At 51.7% G+C, this 14,913-nt stretch carries 12 protein-coding genes, 1 tRNA gene and 1 pseudogene; 7 read left to right on the top strand and 7 right to left on the bottom strand.

Annotation, left to right across the window (positions count from 1 at the left end; all coding sequences use genetic code 11):
• The first annotated feature begins 50 nt into the window (after positions 1–50).
• Positions 51–932: an aldo/keto reductase gene (locus OZX57_RS06890; protein WP_277161942.1), complete on the top strand. Its 882-nt coding sequence runs from the start codon at positions 51–53 to the stop codon at positions 930–932.
• A gap of 342 nt (positions 933–1,274) precedes the next feature.
• Here OZX57_RS06890 and OZX57_RS06885 read toward each other — a convergent pair whose 3' ends face one another.
• From OZX57_RS06885 to OZX57_RS06870, 5 genes and pseudogenes are all read right to left on the bottom strand, one after another.
• Positions 1,275–3,662 (bottom strand): DUF3427 domain-containing protein, encoded by a 2,388-nt coding sequence (locus tag OZX57_RS06885; protein WP_348637183.1) that lies wholly within the window; start codon positions 3,660–3,662, stop codon positions 1,275–1,277.
• Between the two features lie 90 nt (positions 3,663–3,752).
• A pseudogene (locus OZX57_RS08635) lies at positions 3,753–4,121 on the bottom strand (phospholipase D-like domain-containing protein); the annotation flags it as partial.
• A gap of 183 nt (positions 4,122–4,304) precedes the next feature.
• The gene (locus OZX57_RS06880) at positions 4,305–4,727 is read right to left on the bottom strand and encodes a (deoxy)nucleoside triphosphate pyrophosphohydrolase (protein WP_277161941.1); all 423 of its coding nucleotides are present in this window, start codon (positions 4,725–4,727) and stop codon (positions 4,305–4,307) included.
• A gap of 346 nt (positions 4,728–5,073) precedes the next feature.
• Entirely contained in the window at positions 5,074–6,129 is a 1,056-nt protein-coding gene (locus tag OZX57_RS06875) for a Gfo/Idh/MocA family oxidoreductase (protein ID WP_277161940.1), read from the bottom strand.
• Between the two features lie 505 nt (positions 6,130–6,634).
• Positions 6,635–7,633, bottom strand: a complete 999-nt coding sequence (locus OZX57_RS06870) for a bile acid:sodium symporter family protein (protein WP_277161939.1) — start codon at positions 7,631–7,633, stop codon at positions 6,635–6,637.
• A 269-nt stretch (positions 7,634–7,902) separates the two neighbouring features.
• Between OZX57_RS06870 and OZX57_RS06865 the strand changes: the two genes are divergently transcribed.
• On the top strand, positions 7,903–8,376 hold the full coding sequence (locus tag OZX57_RS06865; protein WP_277162978.1) for a very short patch repair endonuclease: 474 nt from the start codon (positions 7,903–7,905) through the stop codon (positions 8,374–8,376).
• Between the two features lie 199 nt (positions 8,377–8,575).
• On the opposite strand, the gene OZX57_RS06860 is transcribed toward OZX57_RS06865, so the two are convergent.
• Both OZX57_RS06860 and OZX57_RS06855 read right to left on the bottom strand, forming a co-directional pair.
• Positions 8,576–9,352 (bottom strand): DUF4391 domain-containing protein, encoded by a 777-nt coding sequence (locus OZX57_RS06860; RefSeq protein WP_277161938.1) that lies wholly within the window; start codon positions 9,350–9,352, stop codon positions 8,576–8,578.
• Between the two features lie 185 nt (positions 9,353–9,537).
• Entirely contained in the window at positions 9,538–10,419 is an 882-nt protein-coding gene (locus OZX57_RS06855) for an AraC family transcriptional regulator (RefSeq protein ID WP_277161937.1), read from the bottom strand.
• A gap of 171 nt (positions 10,420–10,590) precedes the next feature.
• On the opposite strand from OZX57_RS06855, the gene OZX57_RS06850 reads away from it, so the two are divergent.
• The 5 genes from OZX57_RS06850 to OZX57_RS06830 all read left to right on the top strand — a co-directional run bounded on the left by OZX57_RS06850 (position 10,591) and on the right by OZX57_RS06830 (position 14,824).
• On the top strand, positions 10,591–12,042 hold the full coding sequence (locus tag OZX57_RS06850; RefSeq protein ID WP_277161936.1) for a sugar porter family MFS transporter: 1,452 nt from the start codon (positions 10,591–10,593) through the stop codon (positions 12,040–12,042).
• Between the two features lie 5 nt (positions 12,043–12,047).
• On the top strand, positions 12,048–13,070 hold the full coding sequence (locus tag OZX57_RS06845) for an alpha/beta hydrolase (RefSeq protein ID WP_277162977.1): 1,023 nt from the start codon (positions 12,048–12,050) through the stop codon (positions 13,068–13,070).
• A 195-nt stretch (positions 13,071–13,265) separates the two neighbouring features.
• Positions 13,266–13,338 (top strand) — tRNA-Arg (locus tag OZX57_RS06840).
• A 76-nt stretch (positions 13,339–13,414) separates the two neighbouring features.
• Entirely contained in the window at positions 13,415–14,404 is a 990-nt protein-coding gene (locus OZX57_RS06835) for an endonuclease/exonuclease/phosphatase family protein (RefSeq protein WP_277161935.1), read from the top strand.
• A gap of 234 nt (positions 14,405–14,638) precedes the next feature.
• On the top strand, positions 14,639–14,824 hold the full coding sequence (locus OZX57_RS06830; RefSeq protein WP_277161934.1) for a hypothetical protein: 186 nt from the start codon (positions 14,639–14,641) through the stop codon (positions 14,822–14,824).
• The last annotated feature ends 89 nt before the right edge of the window (positions 14,825–14,913 follow it).

The following is a 14,913-nucleotide window of genomic DNA, read 5'->3' as shown; positions in this document are numbered from 1 at the left end:
TGGACAGGGTCGGCTAGTACTGTGGGTAGCAATTGATGATCAAAGGAGCAATGACGATGAGTGCTGAAGAAACCGTTGGAAGCGTAACGAAGATTCCGGATATCACGCTGAGTGACGGCAACAAGATTCCGCAGATTGGCCTTGGCATGCTGCGCATCGATGATGACGAAGTGACGGATGTCGTCAAGTCCGGGCTCGAGGTTGGTTACCGCCATATCGATGCGGCTGCAGGGTATAACAATGAGCCGGGGGTGGGTCGTGCGCTCACAGAAACCGGTTTCAATACCGGAGAGCAGCGTAAGACGCTGTGGGTGACCACTAAACTCAAGGATTCCGAGCAGGGTTACGACAACGCGCTGAAGGCTTTCGACCGTCAGATTAATGATTTGCGTCTTGACTATATCGACATGTATATGCTGCATTGGCCGACGCCGTTCAACTGGCGTTCGGGCGAGACGTGGAAGGCTCTCGTCAAACTGCGTGACGAAGGACGTGTGCGTACGCTGGGAGTGTGCAACTTCCTGCCGGAACATCTCGAACGGCTGCATCAAGAGACCGGCGAATGGCCGACGATTAATCAGATTGAGCTGCACCCCACATGGCAGCAGCGTGAGGTGGTCGATTTCTGCCGTGAACATGGCATCGCCGTCGAGGCGTATTCGCCGATCGCTCGTGGGGCCGACCTTGACGCCGGCGACGGCACCATCGCCCGCATTGCCCAAGCGCACGGCATTTCACCTGCCCAGGCTATCCTGCGTTGGCATATCGAAAACGGCACCATCATCATCCCCAAATCGGTTCACACCGTGCGTCAGCGCGAGAACCTCGACCTCTTTGGCTTCTCTCTGAATCCTGCCGAGCACGCCGAAATCGATGCCTTGGACGGCCCGACTCGTGCCGGCCATGACCCAATGACTTTCACTTATGCGTGAGCAGTAAAGCAATTGGAGATTATCCGTTTGGACGCTACCGAGTTCTGATACGAGTGAGCGGTAATCTTACTGCATAGTTGTAAATTGTATCGAGCCAAGAACCCTAGATACAACTTACGGCTTTTTAGTTGGTGTGATTCCTTAGTCTTTAAGGAATCACACCAACTGTTTTATCAAGGACACGAGTGCTCTGAGCGATATATTATAAAGCTGATTTGCCTGTCAGATGTCTAAACAATTCAGGATCGACGGGCTTGTTCAGACGTAGGGTGGAAATCACAACGTTCAGCTCTTTCCCGTTATCATCGAGGTTGTGATCGGGATGTATATCACTGATATCGGCTACATGGCCGATGTAGTAATAAGTTTTTCTCTCTCTTCTTGTTTGCGACGAATAAAGATCGGAACGAAGTGAGATTGCTGCCAGTTGTTACTTTCAATACCATTCGTAAGCCAGACAAATTCATTTGAGCGTAGCGTACGCTGATTCTTGCTGAACCATTCAATTTCACTGGTATTGATGAAACGGTCGCCATATTGGCTTGCTTCGTATTTGATGAAGATAGGCAGCGAACTCGTTGCAGAATCGAGCTTATAGCCGCCTACATTTTGTGGCACTTGTTCACTTTCCCATCCGCATAGCCGCATCACATCGAAGATGCTGTATTTTTCTCCGTAAATAAAGCCGCGTGTCTGATCGAGGGATGTATCTGGACTCTTTTCATAGCGTATATCGCAATTGATCAGACCGGCTTGTACCGTGTCTGCGAAGAATGTTGCGAAAGTAGAATTTGATCGCAAAGCATCATACAACCAGTCGGCAAGAGAGAATACGTGTTCTCGGATTTGTGTGACTAGTGGTTCACCGCCAAAGCGTTCCTTGTTTTTAGTAATGAAATATGACAGATCTAGCACGTGAAATGCTTGTGTGCGTTGCTGCACACTGTTGTCGGCTTTCGGGAAATGATTCGATATCATCGTTCCCAGTTCTTCAATCGAAAGCGTGCGTTTGCCGATTGGACCACGGTAACGATCGGTTTTGTGCTCGATAGAGGTGTGCGTTGAATCAGGTAAGGCAATATCGCAAAGATTTGCCAGAATCAGTAGCTCATGAGGTCTCAATCCCCTTAAAAGCGTCGAAGTCAGCATTTTTAATGTGCCATCTTCGTCGGCATTGGTAGGTTCCAATGTCTCAATGTATGATGTTTGTGAGTTGTTGCCATGTGAGAGACTCTGTTCGCGAGAGCGGACGAATTGCAAATAGCTGTCTTTCTTATTCGCCAACGTATAGATCAGCGATGGGTCAGTTTTGGCAAAATCGGTAAGCATGGGAATACGGTTGAGCTGGTTGCGCAGTTGACGGTATTGGCTCGCAAGCAATTGCATCTGCGAGAGATCGGCTTTGTCGATAGAGGCAAGAACCTTCTTTTCGGCTATGGGGTCGAAACTTACTGACGAGAGGCCGATAGATTTTCGTTGCAAATTTTTACGAGCAATATCGCGGTCGCCGGTGTTGCCGTAAAGGGCAATAGGAATCAGGTAATTATTGGCGTAATTGCCGATGAAATCGATAATGGTGACTGATTCCTTGCCGGGGTATTTACGTAATCCGCGGCCTAGCTGCTGAGTGAAAATGATGCTTGATTTAGTCTGACGCAACATCACGATTTGGTTCAGAGCGGGGATATCAACACCTTCATTGAATAGGTCGACGGTAAAGATATAGTCCAACTCCCCATTCTCAAGCTGATTAACAGCTGAATCTCGGTCGACTGCGTTGTCTCCGGTCACAGCCACCGTGCGATATTTCCGTTCCGCTTGTTGATTCCATTGAGTGTTGAACAGTGCGGATAGTTCTTTTGCTTCTTTTTGCAAACTGCAAAAGACTAAGCCTTTTACTGGAATTCCCGGGTCTTCATAGGTCTGCAACTTGTCAATGATGTAATGGACACGATCGGCTGATACCAATTGTTGAATCCACTCACTCAGTGCACCGCGTTCACTGCTCTGTGTTACATCGACACGTTCATTCACCATGCCTATAGTATTTGGATCAGGTTCATCCTTGATGTACTCATGAACGCCGTAATAGTGGAACGGACAGAGCATATTCTCTTCGAGCGCTCTCTGAAGCCGAATGTTATAGGCGATATTGTTGCCAAAAAGACCGAAGATATCGGCATCATCAGTTCGTTCTGGTGTCGCGGTCATTCCTAACAGGAAACCGGGGGTGAAATGGTGGAGTACTTTTTGATAGGAATCCGCCGCGGAATGATGTGCTTCATCGATGAGGATGTAGTCAAAAGAATCTGGTGGGAAAGAATCGAGATTATTGGCTAATGTCTGAACTGTTGCGAAGACATATTTGCGATCGCCTTGCTTGCTTGTTCCAGAGAGCAAGCCGAGGTCTTTGCTCTCGCAACCAAGCACTTTCTGGTACGACTCCATTGACTTCTTGAGGATTTGCTGCTGCTGAGCAACATAGAGCATGCGTTTTGGTTTGCATTGACGCACGTCGAATGCTGAGAGGAATGTTTTACCGGTTCCGGTAGCTGAAACAATGATAGCTTGGCTTTCGCCTGCTTTCCTGAGCTGAGCCAGATTCATCAATGCTTCTTGCTGCATGGCATTGGGCTCGATCGTTCCGTTTTCGGGTTGCGGTAGCAGGCGTTGTGGAGGCGCGTAGTGCTCGAACTCTTCCTCATATTGTTTCAGCCAGTCATCAGTCAATTGGACCGATTCGCTTAGCTGATTAGCAATCTCACTGTTGATTTGGCGAGTAAGACCGCTGTTGGTCTGCGAAGAGACTCGAAGATTCCATTCCTTGTTGAGTTTGAGCGCGCTGGATGTCAGATTCGAGCTACCGATGTAGGTTGAATCCAGTTCTTCTTCGTTTTCAGTGCGGTGTCGGAAGACGTAACCTTTTGGATGATATCGGTAGTTTGATATTGCTTCTGAACGGTGGTTCTCAGACTCTGCTTGCCAGATGAATACCTTGATGTTGGTTCGATTCTGAATTTGCAGAAGGGTTTTAAAAGCTTCAGGCTTGTTGAAATAGTTATAGGTTGAGGTGATAATCCGGCCTGATCGCTCACTCTGGCCATTATCAAAATTGAGTAGGTACTGTTTGAGACTTTTTTGAGTTCCTCGTTGTTGAGGAAGGCAACGGACATATCGAAATCGTGACATTGTTCGAGTTCGGATTCTATGGCTTCTTCCATGGTTAGCCCATTGCGGTTTGCGATCAAGATTGGCGTGAGGGTGTCGTCGGCATTAGGATTTTGACGAATAAATCCTGACGCGAGGGCATCTACTAATGAATCGTTTGAGAACGTTGAATCGTTAGTCATATCTTTTTCATCTGTTTCTTGTTTAGTCATTGTTCTCTTGCTTATTGATCCAATTTGCCGTTGTCAGGTTTTCGACTGTTTTGCGGTCGGCTGGAGCCCAATCCAAAGTTGAGAGTTGGTTTACGGGAATCCAACGCAGCTGGGTATGTTCAGTTAATGCCGGTTCACCGCTAGCAAGAGAGCATAAGAATGTAGTGAGTTCGATAGTTCCGAAATCATAATCCTGCTGCGTTGAGCATATTTTTGGACCGACTTCGATATCGCAGAGCAATTCCTCTTTGATTTCCCGTTGCAACGCTTGTTCTGGTGTCTCACCGCGCTCGATTTTTCCTCCGGGAAATTCCCAATATCCAGCCAAAGATTTCGACGGACCTCTTTGCGCGCAAAGAATGGTATTGTCCTTTCTTATTGCGGCTCCGACGACTTGTACTGGTGCATTACTCATATCGCTGACATCCTTTACACAAAAGACACTGTGTCCAGGATAACTCAGAAATGTCAGTTGCTTTTATAGATGTCTTTGTGTTGTCAGTCCGTCGTTGGACCGCTCATGTGCTTTAGACATCAAAGTGAGGTAAAAGATTCCATGCTGGTGATTTGAAGTTTATCTCTCTATCGGCCAATCAAGGGCATAAATTTGCTGAGCTGTTATGGCTGGAATAAGTAAGTTAAAAAATACTTTTTAAACTTAAGGAAATCGGCCAAGTTGAAAAATACTTTTTAACTTGATAAGAAAATGCAGCAAGTTAAAAACGCTTTTCAACTTGCTGCATTGTGGGAATCGCATAGGTTTATTCGAATGGATACTTGAGGCCCCACTTGTCGCGAATCTGGTCCATGAGCTTCATGATGCGCAGGGTGTCGGCGTGGGGCATTTCGGCGCATTCGGTCTTGCCGTCGAGGATGGCGTTGACGGCGCTCGCAACCTCGTACTCGTAGCCGGTCAGCTGGGCGGGGACGTCGACGTGGCGGGTGAGCTTGTGGTCGAGTCCGTAGAAGTCGATGCCTTCGATGTTGTTGATGTTTTGGCAGACCATGTAGCCCTTGGTGCCCCAGATGGCGCCGGAGCGGTCCGAAGCGCACATCATCGAGGCGGTGGCCGTGGCCATCACGCCGTCGTCATAATGCAAAGCGATGGAATCGGTGGCATCCACGCCGGTTTTGTAGGGGACCATCGAAGTCGAAATATCCGAAATCTTGCGTTCGCTGGTATCGGCGCCCAGCGCCATGTCAAAGAAATTCAACGGGTAAACCCCGACGTCGAGCAGTGCGCCGCCGGCCATCTCCGGGTCGGTCATACGAGACTTGTGCGTGGTGGGGTAGCAGAGATTGGCCGTGGCAGCTTGCACCTCGCCGATTTCGCCGGACTTGATGATGTCGGCGACAAGACCGCGCGAAGGCATGTAGCGTGTCCAGATGGCTTCGGTGCAGAGCAAGCCGGTTTCTTTGGCGACGCCGAGCAGTTCCTGTGCCTGCGAAGTGTTGGCAGTGAAGGACTTTTCGACCAGAATGTTCTTTCCAGCCTTCAGGCACGCAATGCCTTGTTCAGCATGCAAAGCATGGGGTGTGGCGATATAAACGAGGTCGACTTTCGGATCGGCCAGCAGTTCGTCGTAGGAACCGTAAGAAACATCGAATCCATACTTTTGGGCGAAATCAGCGGCGCGGTCCGCGTCTCGCGCGGCTACGGCATAAGGCTCAACCAAGCTGCTATATCGTGGGTCTGCGGCCATTTCCACCAGTGTGTTCGCCATTGATTTGGCGATTCCACCGGCTCCAAGAATCGCGACGTTGATCTTGAGTCCTTGTTCTTCCGCTTCGGCGCGTTTGCCGTTCAGTCTGCTCATGGAAGCCCTTTCTTGCATGAAAATGTATGCAACGTCTCCATTCTAAAGTCAGGTACGCATTGCTGGTCAGGCAAATAAGCAGGGAGTTCCGATATGTGTTATTTGCCGTAAGAGTACTGTGAAGACGTAGCAATGAAGATCGCATTTCGTGATTCTTCTGTTCAGTGCTTTGTTGTGGGAATAAAGCTATGGTAAGAACCCTGGAATGGCGTTGTTTTGATATTTGGTATATAAAGAATTCGCAGCAGGGAACGTCGAAAAATTCAATTTAAACGTTCCGTGCTGCGAATCGAATGGTAGTTTTCTATTTCGCCGTCATTCCTAATAGCCTCAGCTCAGTTTCAGTCCTTCTAGACTGCCTTTGCGGTTTTACCGGAAGTATCCGCGGTTATGGCGAGCTATCTGTGGATTCTGCAGAGGTGTCGGAAGCCTTGGAATCGGCGGCTTCGAGAAAATAGTGGCAACCTTTGCAGAGGAATCTGCGGCTTTGGACAGTGCACTATCGTCAGGCTTCGCCGGCTTCGCTATCGTCGGCGGAGACCAGACCCTTCTTTTCATCGTGACGACGCCACCAGGAGGAGAGTACTGAGCCGGAGATGTTGTGCCAGACGCTGAAGAATGTCGACGGGATTGCGGTAATCGGTGCGGCGGCGAACGAAGTCAACGCCAGCGTGGCACCAAGGCCGGAATCCTGCATGCCGACCTCGAAGGTGATGGCCTTCTGTTGTGCGTAGCCGAAGCCCTTCGGATAAACCTTGTACATGAGCCTGGAGAATCCGAAGCCGAGACCGTAGCCGCAAAGGTTGTGCAGGATGACCACGGGAATGGCCAATGCGGTGGCCTTGCTGAAGAGGCCAGCGTGGTTGGCTGCGACGACGATGCCAATGATCAGCAAGATTGCGGTCTGCGAGATGATTGGCAGCACGTCGGTCACCTTGGAGATTTTATCCTTGAAAATGGTATGGCAGAGGACACCGAGGGCGACAGGGATGAGCACCACCTTGACGGCGGTGAGGAAGAGTGATTGCCAAGGAATCGCCACATACTTCGAGGCGAGCAGCTGCATCAATAGCGGAATCATGAACGGTGCAAGCAGTGTGGAAAGCAGGCCGATCGACACGTCGAGCGCCACGTCGCCTCGGGCGAGGAAGCTCATCACGTTCGACGAGGTGCCGGACGGGCAGCAGCCTACGAGAATAACGCCCACGGCGAGCGGGCCGTCGAGATGGAAAATCCAGCAGAGGGCAACGGCAACAAGCGGCATAATGATGTAATGGGCCACGGTGCCGACGATGATCATCAGTGGCTGCTTCAGAATTCGCGCGAAATCATCGAGTGAGAGGGTCAGCCCCATGCCGAAGAGCACAATGCCCAATAGCCAGCTCGTGTCGTGCTTGGCCCATTCGCTGGTCTGCGGCACGAAATAATTGAATACCGCCCAGACAATGACGATAAGCGTAAACCACTTGGTGATCCAATCCGCTACCGCTTTTACCTTTTCCATCTTCCTTCAACTTCTTTCTCTGGTGTGCAGGGATGAACGTCATGCTAGAGAGGTGCTGAGCGGATTGACTTTGTTGTCTCAAAAATAAAGGCGTCTATTTCATATAGTGGACAGTTATTGAAAATATTTTCTCATAAGACGGATGTTTTCTTCTCATCCATTCACCTTTTGTTGAATATTCAGTGGCAATTATGCAAGACGGCATCATAGAATGTCTGCTTCGTTTTCCTGATTGTTCATTTGTCGCGCAGTGATCGTGAAATGGAATGGTGGTACGGAAGTCGAAAACTCCAGAAAAATACGAACGAGGCACTCGTAGTTATACGATGTCGCATATTCGCGGCAAGAATACGAAAATCGAAGTGTTGGTGCGTTCCTATCTTTTCCGTCGTGGGTTGCGGTTCCGCAAAAACGACAAGCGTTATCCGGGGCACCCAGACGTGGTTTTACCTAAATGGCACACTATTGTGTTCGTCAACGGCTGTTTTTGGCACATGCACGAGGGTTGCAAGAAATTTTCGATGCCCAAGTCCAATGTCGAATTCTGGACCGCGAAACTGGTGCGCAATCATGACCGTGACATCCTTCAGCGCGCACAGCTTGAGGCCGATGGCTGGAAGGTTCTCGTGGTTTGGGAATGTGAACTGACCAAAGACCGTCGCGAACAAACCCTCGACCATCTCTATCGCCAGATTGTGGGAGAAGATGAGTCGGAGGAGACGCCGACAATAGCTGAGGCGTGACCGATTGGTGATGGTCGAAGGATTGGCGTGCGATCTACACGGCTGTTGCTGGTGATAGCTGACTCGTGACCAATATTGATAGTCTGATGACGGGTGGATGCCTGCTTGGTGATTAGTATTCACCAAGCAGGCAAATGATTAAGTGGCTATTTAAGGGTTGTCTAATAACTAATCAATAACCGCCTTAAACCGCCTTAATCTATTGCTGTTGCAGCTCTTCCAGCTGTTTTCTGGCCTTGTGCAGTTTAACGAAGATTTCGTTACGTTTGGCCCCGTCTTTTGCCCGTGCGTGGTCACCTTCGAGTTTGGTGATCTGGGCGGTGAGCTCGGTGATCGCTGCTTGCTTGGCAAGTCGTCCATCAAGATTGCTGCCATCAGGGTCGCCGAAAATGACCTGTGCACACAAGCTCTGCCAGGTGTCGTCCAACGTATTTCCGTTCACGCTGAGCTTTGCATCCTTGGCATCCTGCCAATCGCTGACGTACGTCTGCGTCTGCGCCTCGCCTTGGTGACCGGCGCGAACGGGCAGGATGCGCTGCACGCCGAATGCACATTGCCATTTATCGTTTCCAGCCGGTGTTGTGTGATTGCTTTCGGCATTGCCGTTCGATGCATCATTTGCCTCGGAAAGACTGGCATCTCTTGCGCAAACGAAGAGAATATTAGACGAGGAGCGCAACTGGGCAATATGCTCCATCACTTCGACCGGTGCCTTGGCGCAGTTTTGTTTGAGACCCATCACCAGGATTTCCCGCACTTTGGTGCCAGCGGTGACATTGACGGTGCCCGGACGCAGCAGTGCAAGCATAGTGATCGAGTCGATGTCGCCGACAAACCGTTGCTTGAGTCGGGCGGAAACCGGAGGTTTGAGGTAGAACATCTGCTTGGGCAGCGTGCCCTTTGCTTCGGGGATTGCGCAGGAATCAGGCAACCCCAGCGAGGTTGCGCTTACGGTTTCGCAGTGTGCGACAGTCATTGTCGGCCTTCCTTCCAGAAGCTGATGCATCTCAATGCGTGTTCACTCGTTCTAGCTGCCACTCGAGAAACTGCTGGGTAGCAACCGTTCATTGGCTAGTATATCCGAGATGGATAGAGCGGAGCGAATGTGGACCAGGCCCATTGTGACGGATTCTGTTGCGGATCGTTATATCGATTATTCGCTTATGCCTGCCGTGCCGCCGAATGGTGCTTGGCGCGATATTCGCGTGGGGAAGTGCCGTAACGTTGGCGGAAAGCGGTATTGAAGCTGGCGGAGCTGGGGAATCCCGCGCGCTGGCTGATGTCGGCGACGCTGCTTTTCGAATTGAGCAGCTTGGCGTGGGCGTCTTCGCAACGCAGTTCGGTCAGGTATTCCTTGAAGCTGTTGCCAGTGGCACGCTTGAAGAGACGGCTGAAATGCTCACGGCTGTAGCCGAACTGCTGGGCGACAAACGTCTCGGTAAGCGGTTCGGTGTAGTGCTTGTTGAGATATCCGATGATTTCCATGATGATGTTGCGGCCGCGGCGAATTTCTTCGGGACGTCGGATGCCGCAAGTGAACCGAGTGTAAAGCAGGCTGAGCATCTCGTAGAGAGCCGCGTTGATGAGAAAACTGCGATCCCGTTCGTGGCGACCGGACAGTTCCATGACGCGAGTCAGCAAGGCCGTCAAAGAGGCGCGGTCGTCAGCGCTCGCGCCTGATGCCGACCAGGAAAACCGATAACGGTCGGCGAAAGGATAGAGTTTGGCGATGCTGTCGCCGTTGAAGGTTACCGAGATTCCGCGATATGGCGAATCGATGAGGGCATGGTGCAGGTCGTAGGGGCTGATGATCAGGGTGCCGCCGGATTTGAGGTCGTGGACCTTGCCGTTTACGGTGAACCTGGCATTGCCGCTGGCGGAATGGACGATTTCCAACCCGCGATGCCAATGAGGATGCACATGTTCATGGTTGCCGTCATGGATGATCACCAAGGCGGGGTATTCCTCCGGATACACGTCTTCCTCGAGGTAGTCGGGAGTGATGACGGTGTTGTACGTTGAATTGGGTGATGAAAGAGCCATGTCTCCCTCCTTCAGTTGAGCATAACGCATCCGGCGGTGGAAATATGCCACATTGTACGAAAAAATAATCACAAAATCGATTTTTAATATCACAGAATACCTGTATTCCGATTTTTGAGCTTGATACATTCAGAGTTGCACATCGTTGTCAAAGAAAACGAAGGAGTAACAATGTCACAAAACACTGGTAACGCGCCTTCTTCCGATGAGGCTGTCGAAGTCCTCGATCCTAAGATTCGCAGAAGAATTATTCTGGTATGTCTGGCAGGTGCCATGGGCGGCCTGCTGTTCGGCTACGATACATCAGTGATTAACGGCGCCGTAGATGCCATCGCCGGCAAGGTTTCCGGTTTCAACCTCAACAGCCTGATGAGCGGTATCTCGGTCTCGGGCGCGTTGCTCGGCTGTGTCATCGGCGCTTGGTTCGCCGGCAAGCTGGCCGACCGCTATGGCAGGGTCAAGATCATGCTGGTCGCCGCCGTCCTCTTCCTAGTGAGCGCCATCGGTTCGGGATTCGCGCCCGGGGTTTGGGTCTTCGTGATCTTCCGCATTGTCGGCGGTCTTGGTGTCGGATTTGCTTCCGTGGTCGGTCCTGCTTACATTTCCGAGGTCGCGCCTACCAAGATGCGTGGCTTCCTCACCAGCTTCCAGCAATTCGGCGTCGCCATCGGCATGTTCCTTTCCACCATCGTCAACAATCTGCTGGCCAAAGGTTCCGGCAGTGCCGATAGTCCGTTCTGGCTGGGTATCTCCACGTGGCGCTGGATGCTGCTGATGATGGTCGTTCCCGCGGTTCTGATGCTGATTGCCTGCTTCAGGCTTCCTGAATCCCCGCGCTACTTGGTGATGAAGGGGCGCGACGAGGAAGCAATGACTCTGCTGCGCCGTCTCAACGGTTCCACCAATCCGAAGGCCAAGGTCGCCCAGATCCGTGCTTCGCTCGGCAACGACACCACGCCTCGTCTTTCTGATCTTCGTGGTCATACCTTCGGCCTGAAGAAAGTGGTGTGGATTGCCATCGCGATCGCACTGTTCCAGCAGTTCAACGGTGTAAACATTATTCTTTATTATGATTCCAGCCTCTGGCGCTCGGTCGGTTTCAGCGAGCAGCAGGCGCTCAACATCTCCGTGATTCGCAGCATCGTCGCCTTCATTCCGACAATCCTCGCCATGGTGCTGGTCGACCGAGTCGGCCGCCGTAAGATGCTTTCCTTCGGTTCTGCCGGCATGACCATTTTCCTGGTCATCGCGACCTTCGGCTTCTACCATGCCACGGTGACCCCGAACGGTGTTTCATTGAGCGGCGTCTGGGCTCCGCTGACGCTTGTGGCGGTCTATCTCTTCTATCTCATCTTCTGCGGCACCTGGGGCCCGGCGATGTGGGTGGTTATCAGCGAGATCTTCCCGAACAACATCCGCGCCATGGGCGTGGCAGTGGCCACGGCGTTCAATTGGATTGGCAATTTTGTTGTCAGCACCAGTTTCCCGTCGATGCGCGATGGCATGGGCGTGGGTAACGTCTATCTGCTGTATGCGGTCTTCGCGGCTTTGAGCTGGATCTTTGTGGTCAAGGCTCTGCCTGAGACTAATGGTGTCGAACTTGAGGACATGAAAGCCGAGTGAACGCCATGGGGGTGAAAATCGAAGATGATGAGCGCGAGCTCTTTTCGACATGGACCGAGCTTGACGGCGACCTGGAAGGCTGTGATGAGCACATTGCGCAGACCGTTTTGGCCTCGCGCCTGATGTTCGCTCGCGGCGACCGTTCCCGAACCGACTATTGGAAGGTTCCTGAGGATATCGACGTTATCGCCGACATTCCTTATGTCGATGATGGTTTGCGTGCGCACAAGCTCGACGTGTATCTGCCACACGATGTGGTAGTGCGCGGCGGCAAAACCGCTCCGGTGTATATCGACATCCATGGTGGCGGCTTCATGTATGGTCACAAGGAGCTCAACCGCAACTTCAACACGCATTTGGCTCAACAGGGCTTCGTGGTATTTTCGGTCAACTACCGGGTGATGCCGGAAGGCGATTTTCTGGACCAGCTTGCCGACGTGGAAGCCGCGTTCGCATGGATTCGCAACCATATCGGCGATTATCCGGTCGACCCGCTCTCGATTTTCCTTACCGGAGATTCGGCCGGCGGCACTTTGGCGCTGTATGCCACGGCTGTCGAACGCAGTCAGGAGATGGCGGATGCTTTGGGCCTCAACCGTTCGGGGTTGAATATTAAAGGTTCCGCTCTGATTTCCGGACTGTTCGACCTGAAGCCTTATCTCGACGCGGTCGATGGAGTTGGCGACATCGATGAAAGCTCGCCGACCGGGTCGATGAAGGTCATCGCTCCAGTTTTCTTCAAGACGTTGAAGGAGAGGGGAGCGCAGTGGGCTGATCTGGACTACATGGCCGCTCATGTCGACTTGCCGCCGCTGTTCCTGAACACCAGCAACGACGATTTTCTGCAAGGTGATGCCATGAGGCTCGGCGCGGCGCTTTGCGATGCAGGCCGTGACTTTGAACTGCATGATCGGCATACGTGCAAAGGCCAGACACTTGGTCACGTTTATCCGGTCTGCATGAGTTGGTTGGAGGAAAGTCAGGAGACACTGCGGCAGATTCGCGATTTCTCCTATAACCTGCTCTGATTGTTCTGTTGGTTGACTGCAATGAGCCGGTCAATGGATGATGGAGTTTTGAATGCTTCCGCTATCGTTTCGATGATGGCGGAAGCATTTTGTGTTCTGTGATCTGTTGTGAGGAACGAGTTTTGGGGAATAATCGACAGCCGGTTCTCTAGGTGTGGCGGGCGGGACAGGTTCCCGTGTACAATACGATATGTTGCCCGGGTAGCTCAGGGGATAGAGCACCGCTCTCCTAAAGCGGGTGTCGTCAGTTCGAATCTGATTCCGGGCACTTTTATGGCAGCTGTTGCGGGGAATGGGAACACAGTGGGCAAAAAACGCATATCTTTCACGGTTTCATACGTTTCGTGTGCGGTTTGCTGGCTTGGATATTTCTGCTGATTGCGCTGCTTGGCACTCTTTCTCGCACTTTGCCTGAAGAGTTGCAATCGCTGCCTTATGTACCAGTGGTGGCAGCATTCGCACCATGGTTCGCCTTGCTCGGCTTGGTGGCATTGGTTTTGGCCTTGGCCTCGCGAAAATGGATTGCCGCACTTTTGGCGTTGGCTTGCCTGGGCTTGCAGGTGTGGTGGCAATATCCGTATTTTGTTCCCCAGCATCAGCTTGACGATGCTGCTGTTGCTGCTGTGGGCGGCAACCATGTGAATACCAGCGATTCCTACGCCCGTGTGATGACTGCGAACGTCTACAAGGGCCATGCTTCGGCGAAAGCTATCGTTGAAGCCGTACGAGATCAGCGGGTGGAAGTGCTGGCGATGCAGGAGACCACCACTTCCTTCATTCATGCGCTGAAAGCGGAAGGAATCGACGACTATCTGCCGTATTCCCAAGTCGCTTCATCGGATCGAAAATACGGCAACGCGCTGTTTTCCGCCACTCCGTTGGATTCCCCTGACGATGACGACGTCGATTCGAGCGCCTCATTTATGCCCGGCGGCACGGTATCGTTTGGTGACGGCAAGATGCCGATTCGGTTCGTTTCGGTGCATACCACTTCACCCAAGCCCGGTTATTGGTCCGATTGGCGCAAATCGCTCGACGACGTGGCTACGATGCGCTCGCATACACAAGCCAAATACGTCCTGATGGGCGATTTCAACGCAACCACCGATCACACGCCATTCAGGAATATATTGGGCACACGCTTCCACGACGCGGCTCAAAGCTCCGGCCGAGGCTTTGTTTTCAGTTGGCCGGCGAATATGCCCTATGTTCCTAAATTCGCGGGTATTGATCATATCGTGCTTGATCAGGGCATTGTCGCCGGGCAGGTCGGTACTTTGCCGATTCCTGGGTCGGATCATGCCGCGTTATTGGCCACCATTGCCGTGCAATGACAGGCAAGTAAATAGGCAAACCGACAGAGCAATGAAGGCCAAGAATTTCATTCTGCCGGCCGATTGATTCATTCGCTCAATTCTTTAGATGGTTTTGCTGAGGTTCTGTCGTATTTTTATGAAACTGTGGCAAAGTGTACATTCATCTACATGGGCGGCTAAGATGGAGTCCAGGCAGTGAATGCCGAACGTATAAGTGAGATTACAATGAGGAGTGCTCATGGACGAAAAACATTGGTAGACAAGCTTTCCAAGGTTACTACCATCACTGATTTGCAGGAAGTCGCCAAGGAGGCCGGCAAGCCGATGACCGTTGAGCAGGCCGACAAGGCGTTGAATCGTCTCTTCGGCGCGCAGAACGACACGGGCGAACTCATGGGTGATTCCGTGGCCAAGGCTGCCAAGGACATCTTCGGCTGAGTTCCGAAATTCTGATTGTTGATAGTTGAGGCCCATCCGCTTTTCCTGCAGATGGGCCTCAATCGTTATTTTATTTATTTATCGCGTTC

It is taken from the genome of Bifidobacterium sp. ESL0682 (genome assembly GCF_029392815.1).
GTDB lineage: Bacteria > Actinomycetota > Actinomycetes > Actinomycetales > Bifidobacteriaceae > Bifidobacterium.
This window is presented reverse-complemented; position numbering and strand designations above follow the sequence as displayed.

Excerpts from the sequence above, each read along its gene's own strand:
- OZX57_RS06855 (WP_277161937.1), bottom strand. The coding sequence starts at position 10,419 with ATGGCTCTTTCATCACCCAATTCAACGTACAACACCGTCATCACTCCC.
- OZX57_RS06880 (WP_277161941.1), bottom strand. The coding sequence starts at position 4,727 with ATGAGTAATGCACCAGTACAAGTCGTCGGAGCCGCAATAAGAAAGGAC.
- OZX57_RS06845 (WP_277162977.1), top strand. The coding sequence starts at position 12,048 with ATGGGGGTGAAAATCGAAGATGATGAGCGCGAGCTCTTTTCGACATGG.
- OZX57_RS06860 (WP_277161938.1), bottom strand. The coding sequence starts at position 9,352 with ATGACTGTCGCACACTGCGAAACCGTAAGCGCAACCTCGCTGGGGTTG.
- OZX57_RS06875 (WP_277161940.1), bottom strand. The coding sequence starts at position 6,129 with ATGAGCAGACTGAACGGCAAACGCGCCGAAGCGGAAGAACAAGGACTC.
- OZX57_RS06890 (WP_277161942.1), top strand. The coding sequence starts at position 51 with ATGACGATGAGTGCTGAAGAAACCGTTGGAAGCGTAACGAAGATTCCG.
- OZX57_RS06850 (WP_277161936.1), top strand. The coding sequence starts at position 10,591 with ATGTCACAAAACACTGGTAACGCGCCTTCTTCCGATGAGGCTGTCGAA.
- OZX57_RS06870 (WP_277161939.1), bottom strand. The coding sequence starts at position 7,633 with ATGGAAAAGGTAAAAGCGGTAGCGGATTGGATCACCAAGTGGTTTACG.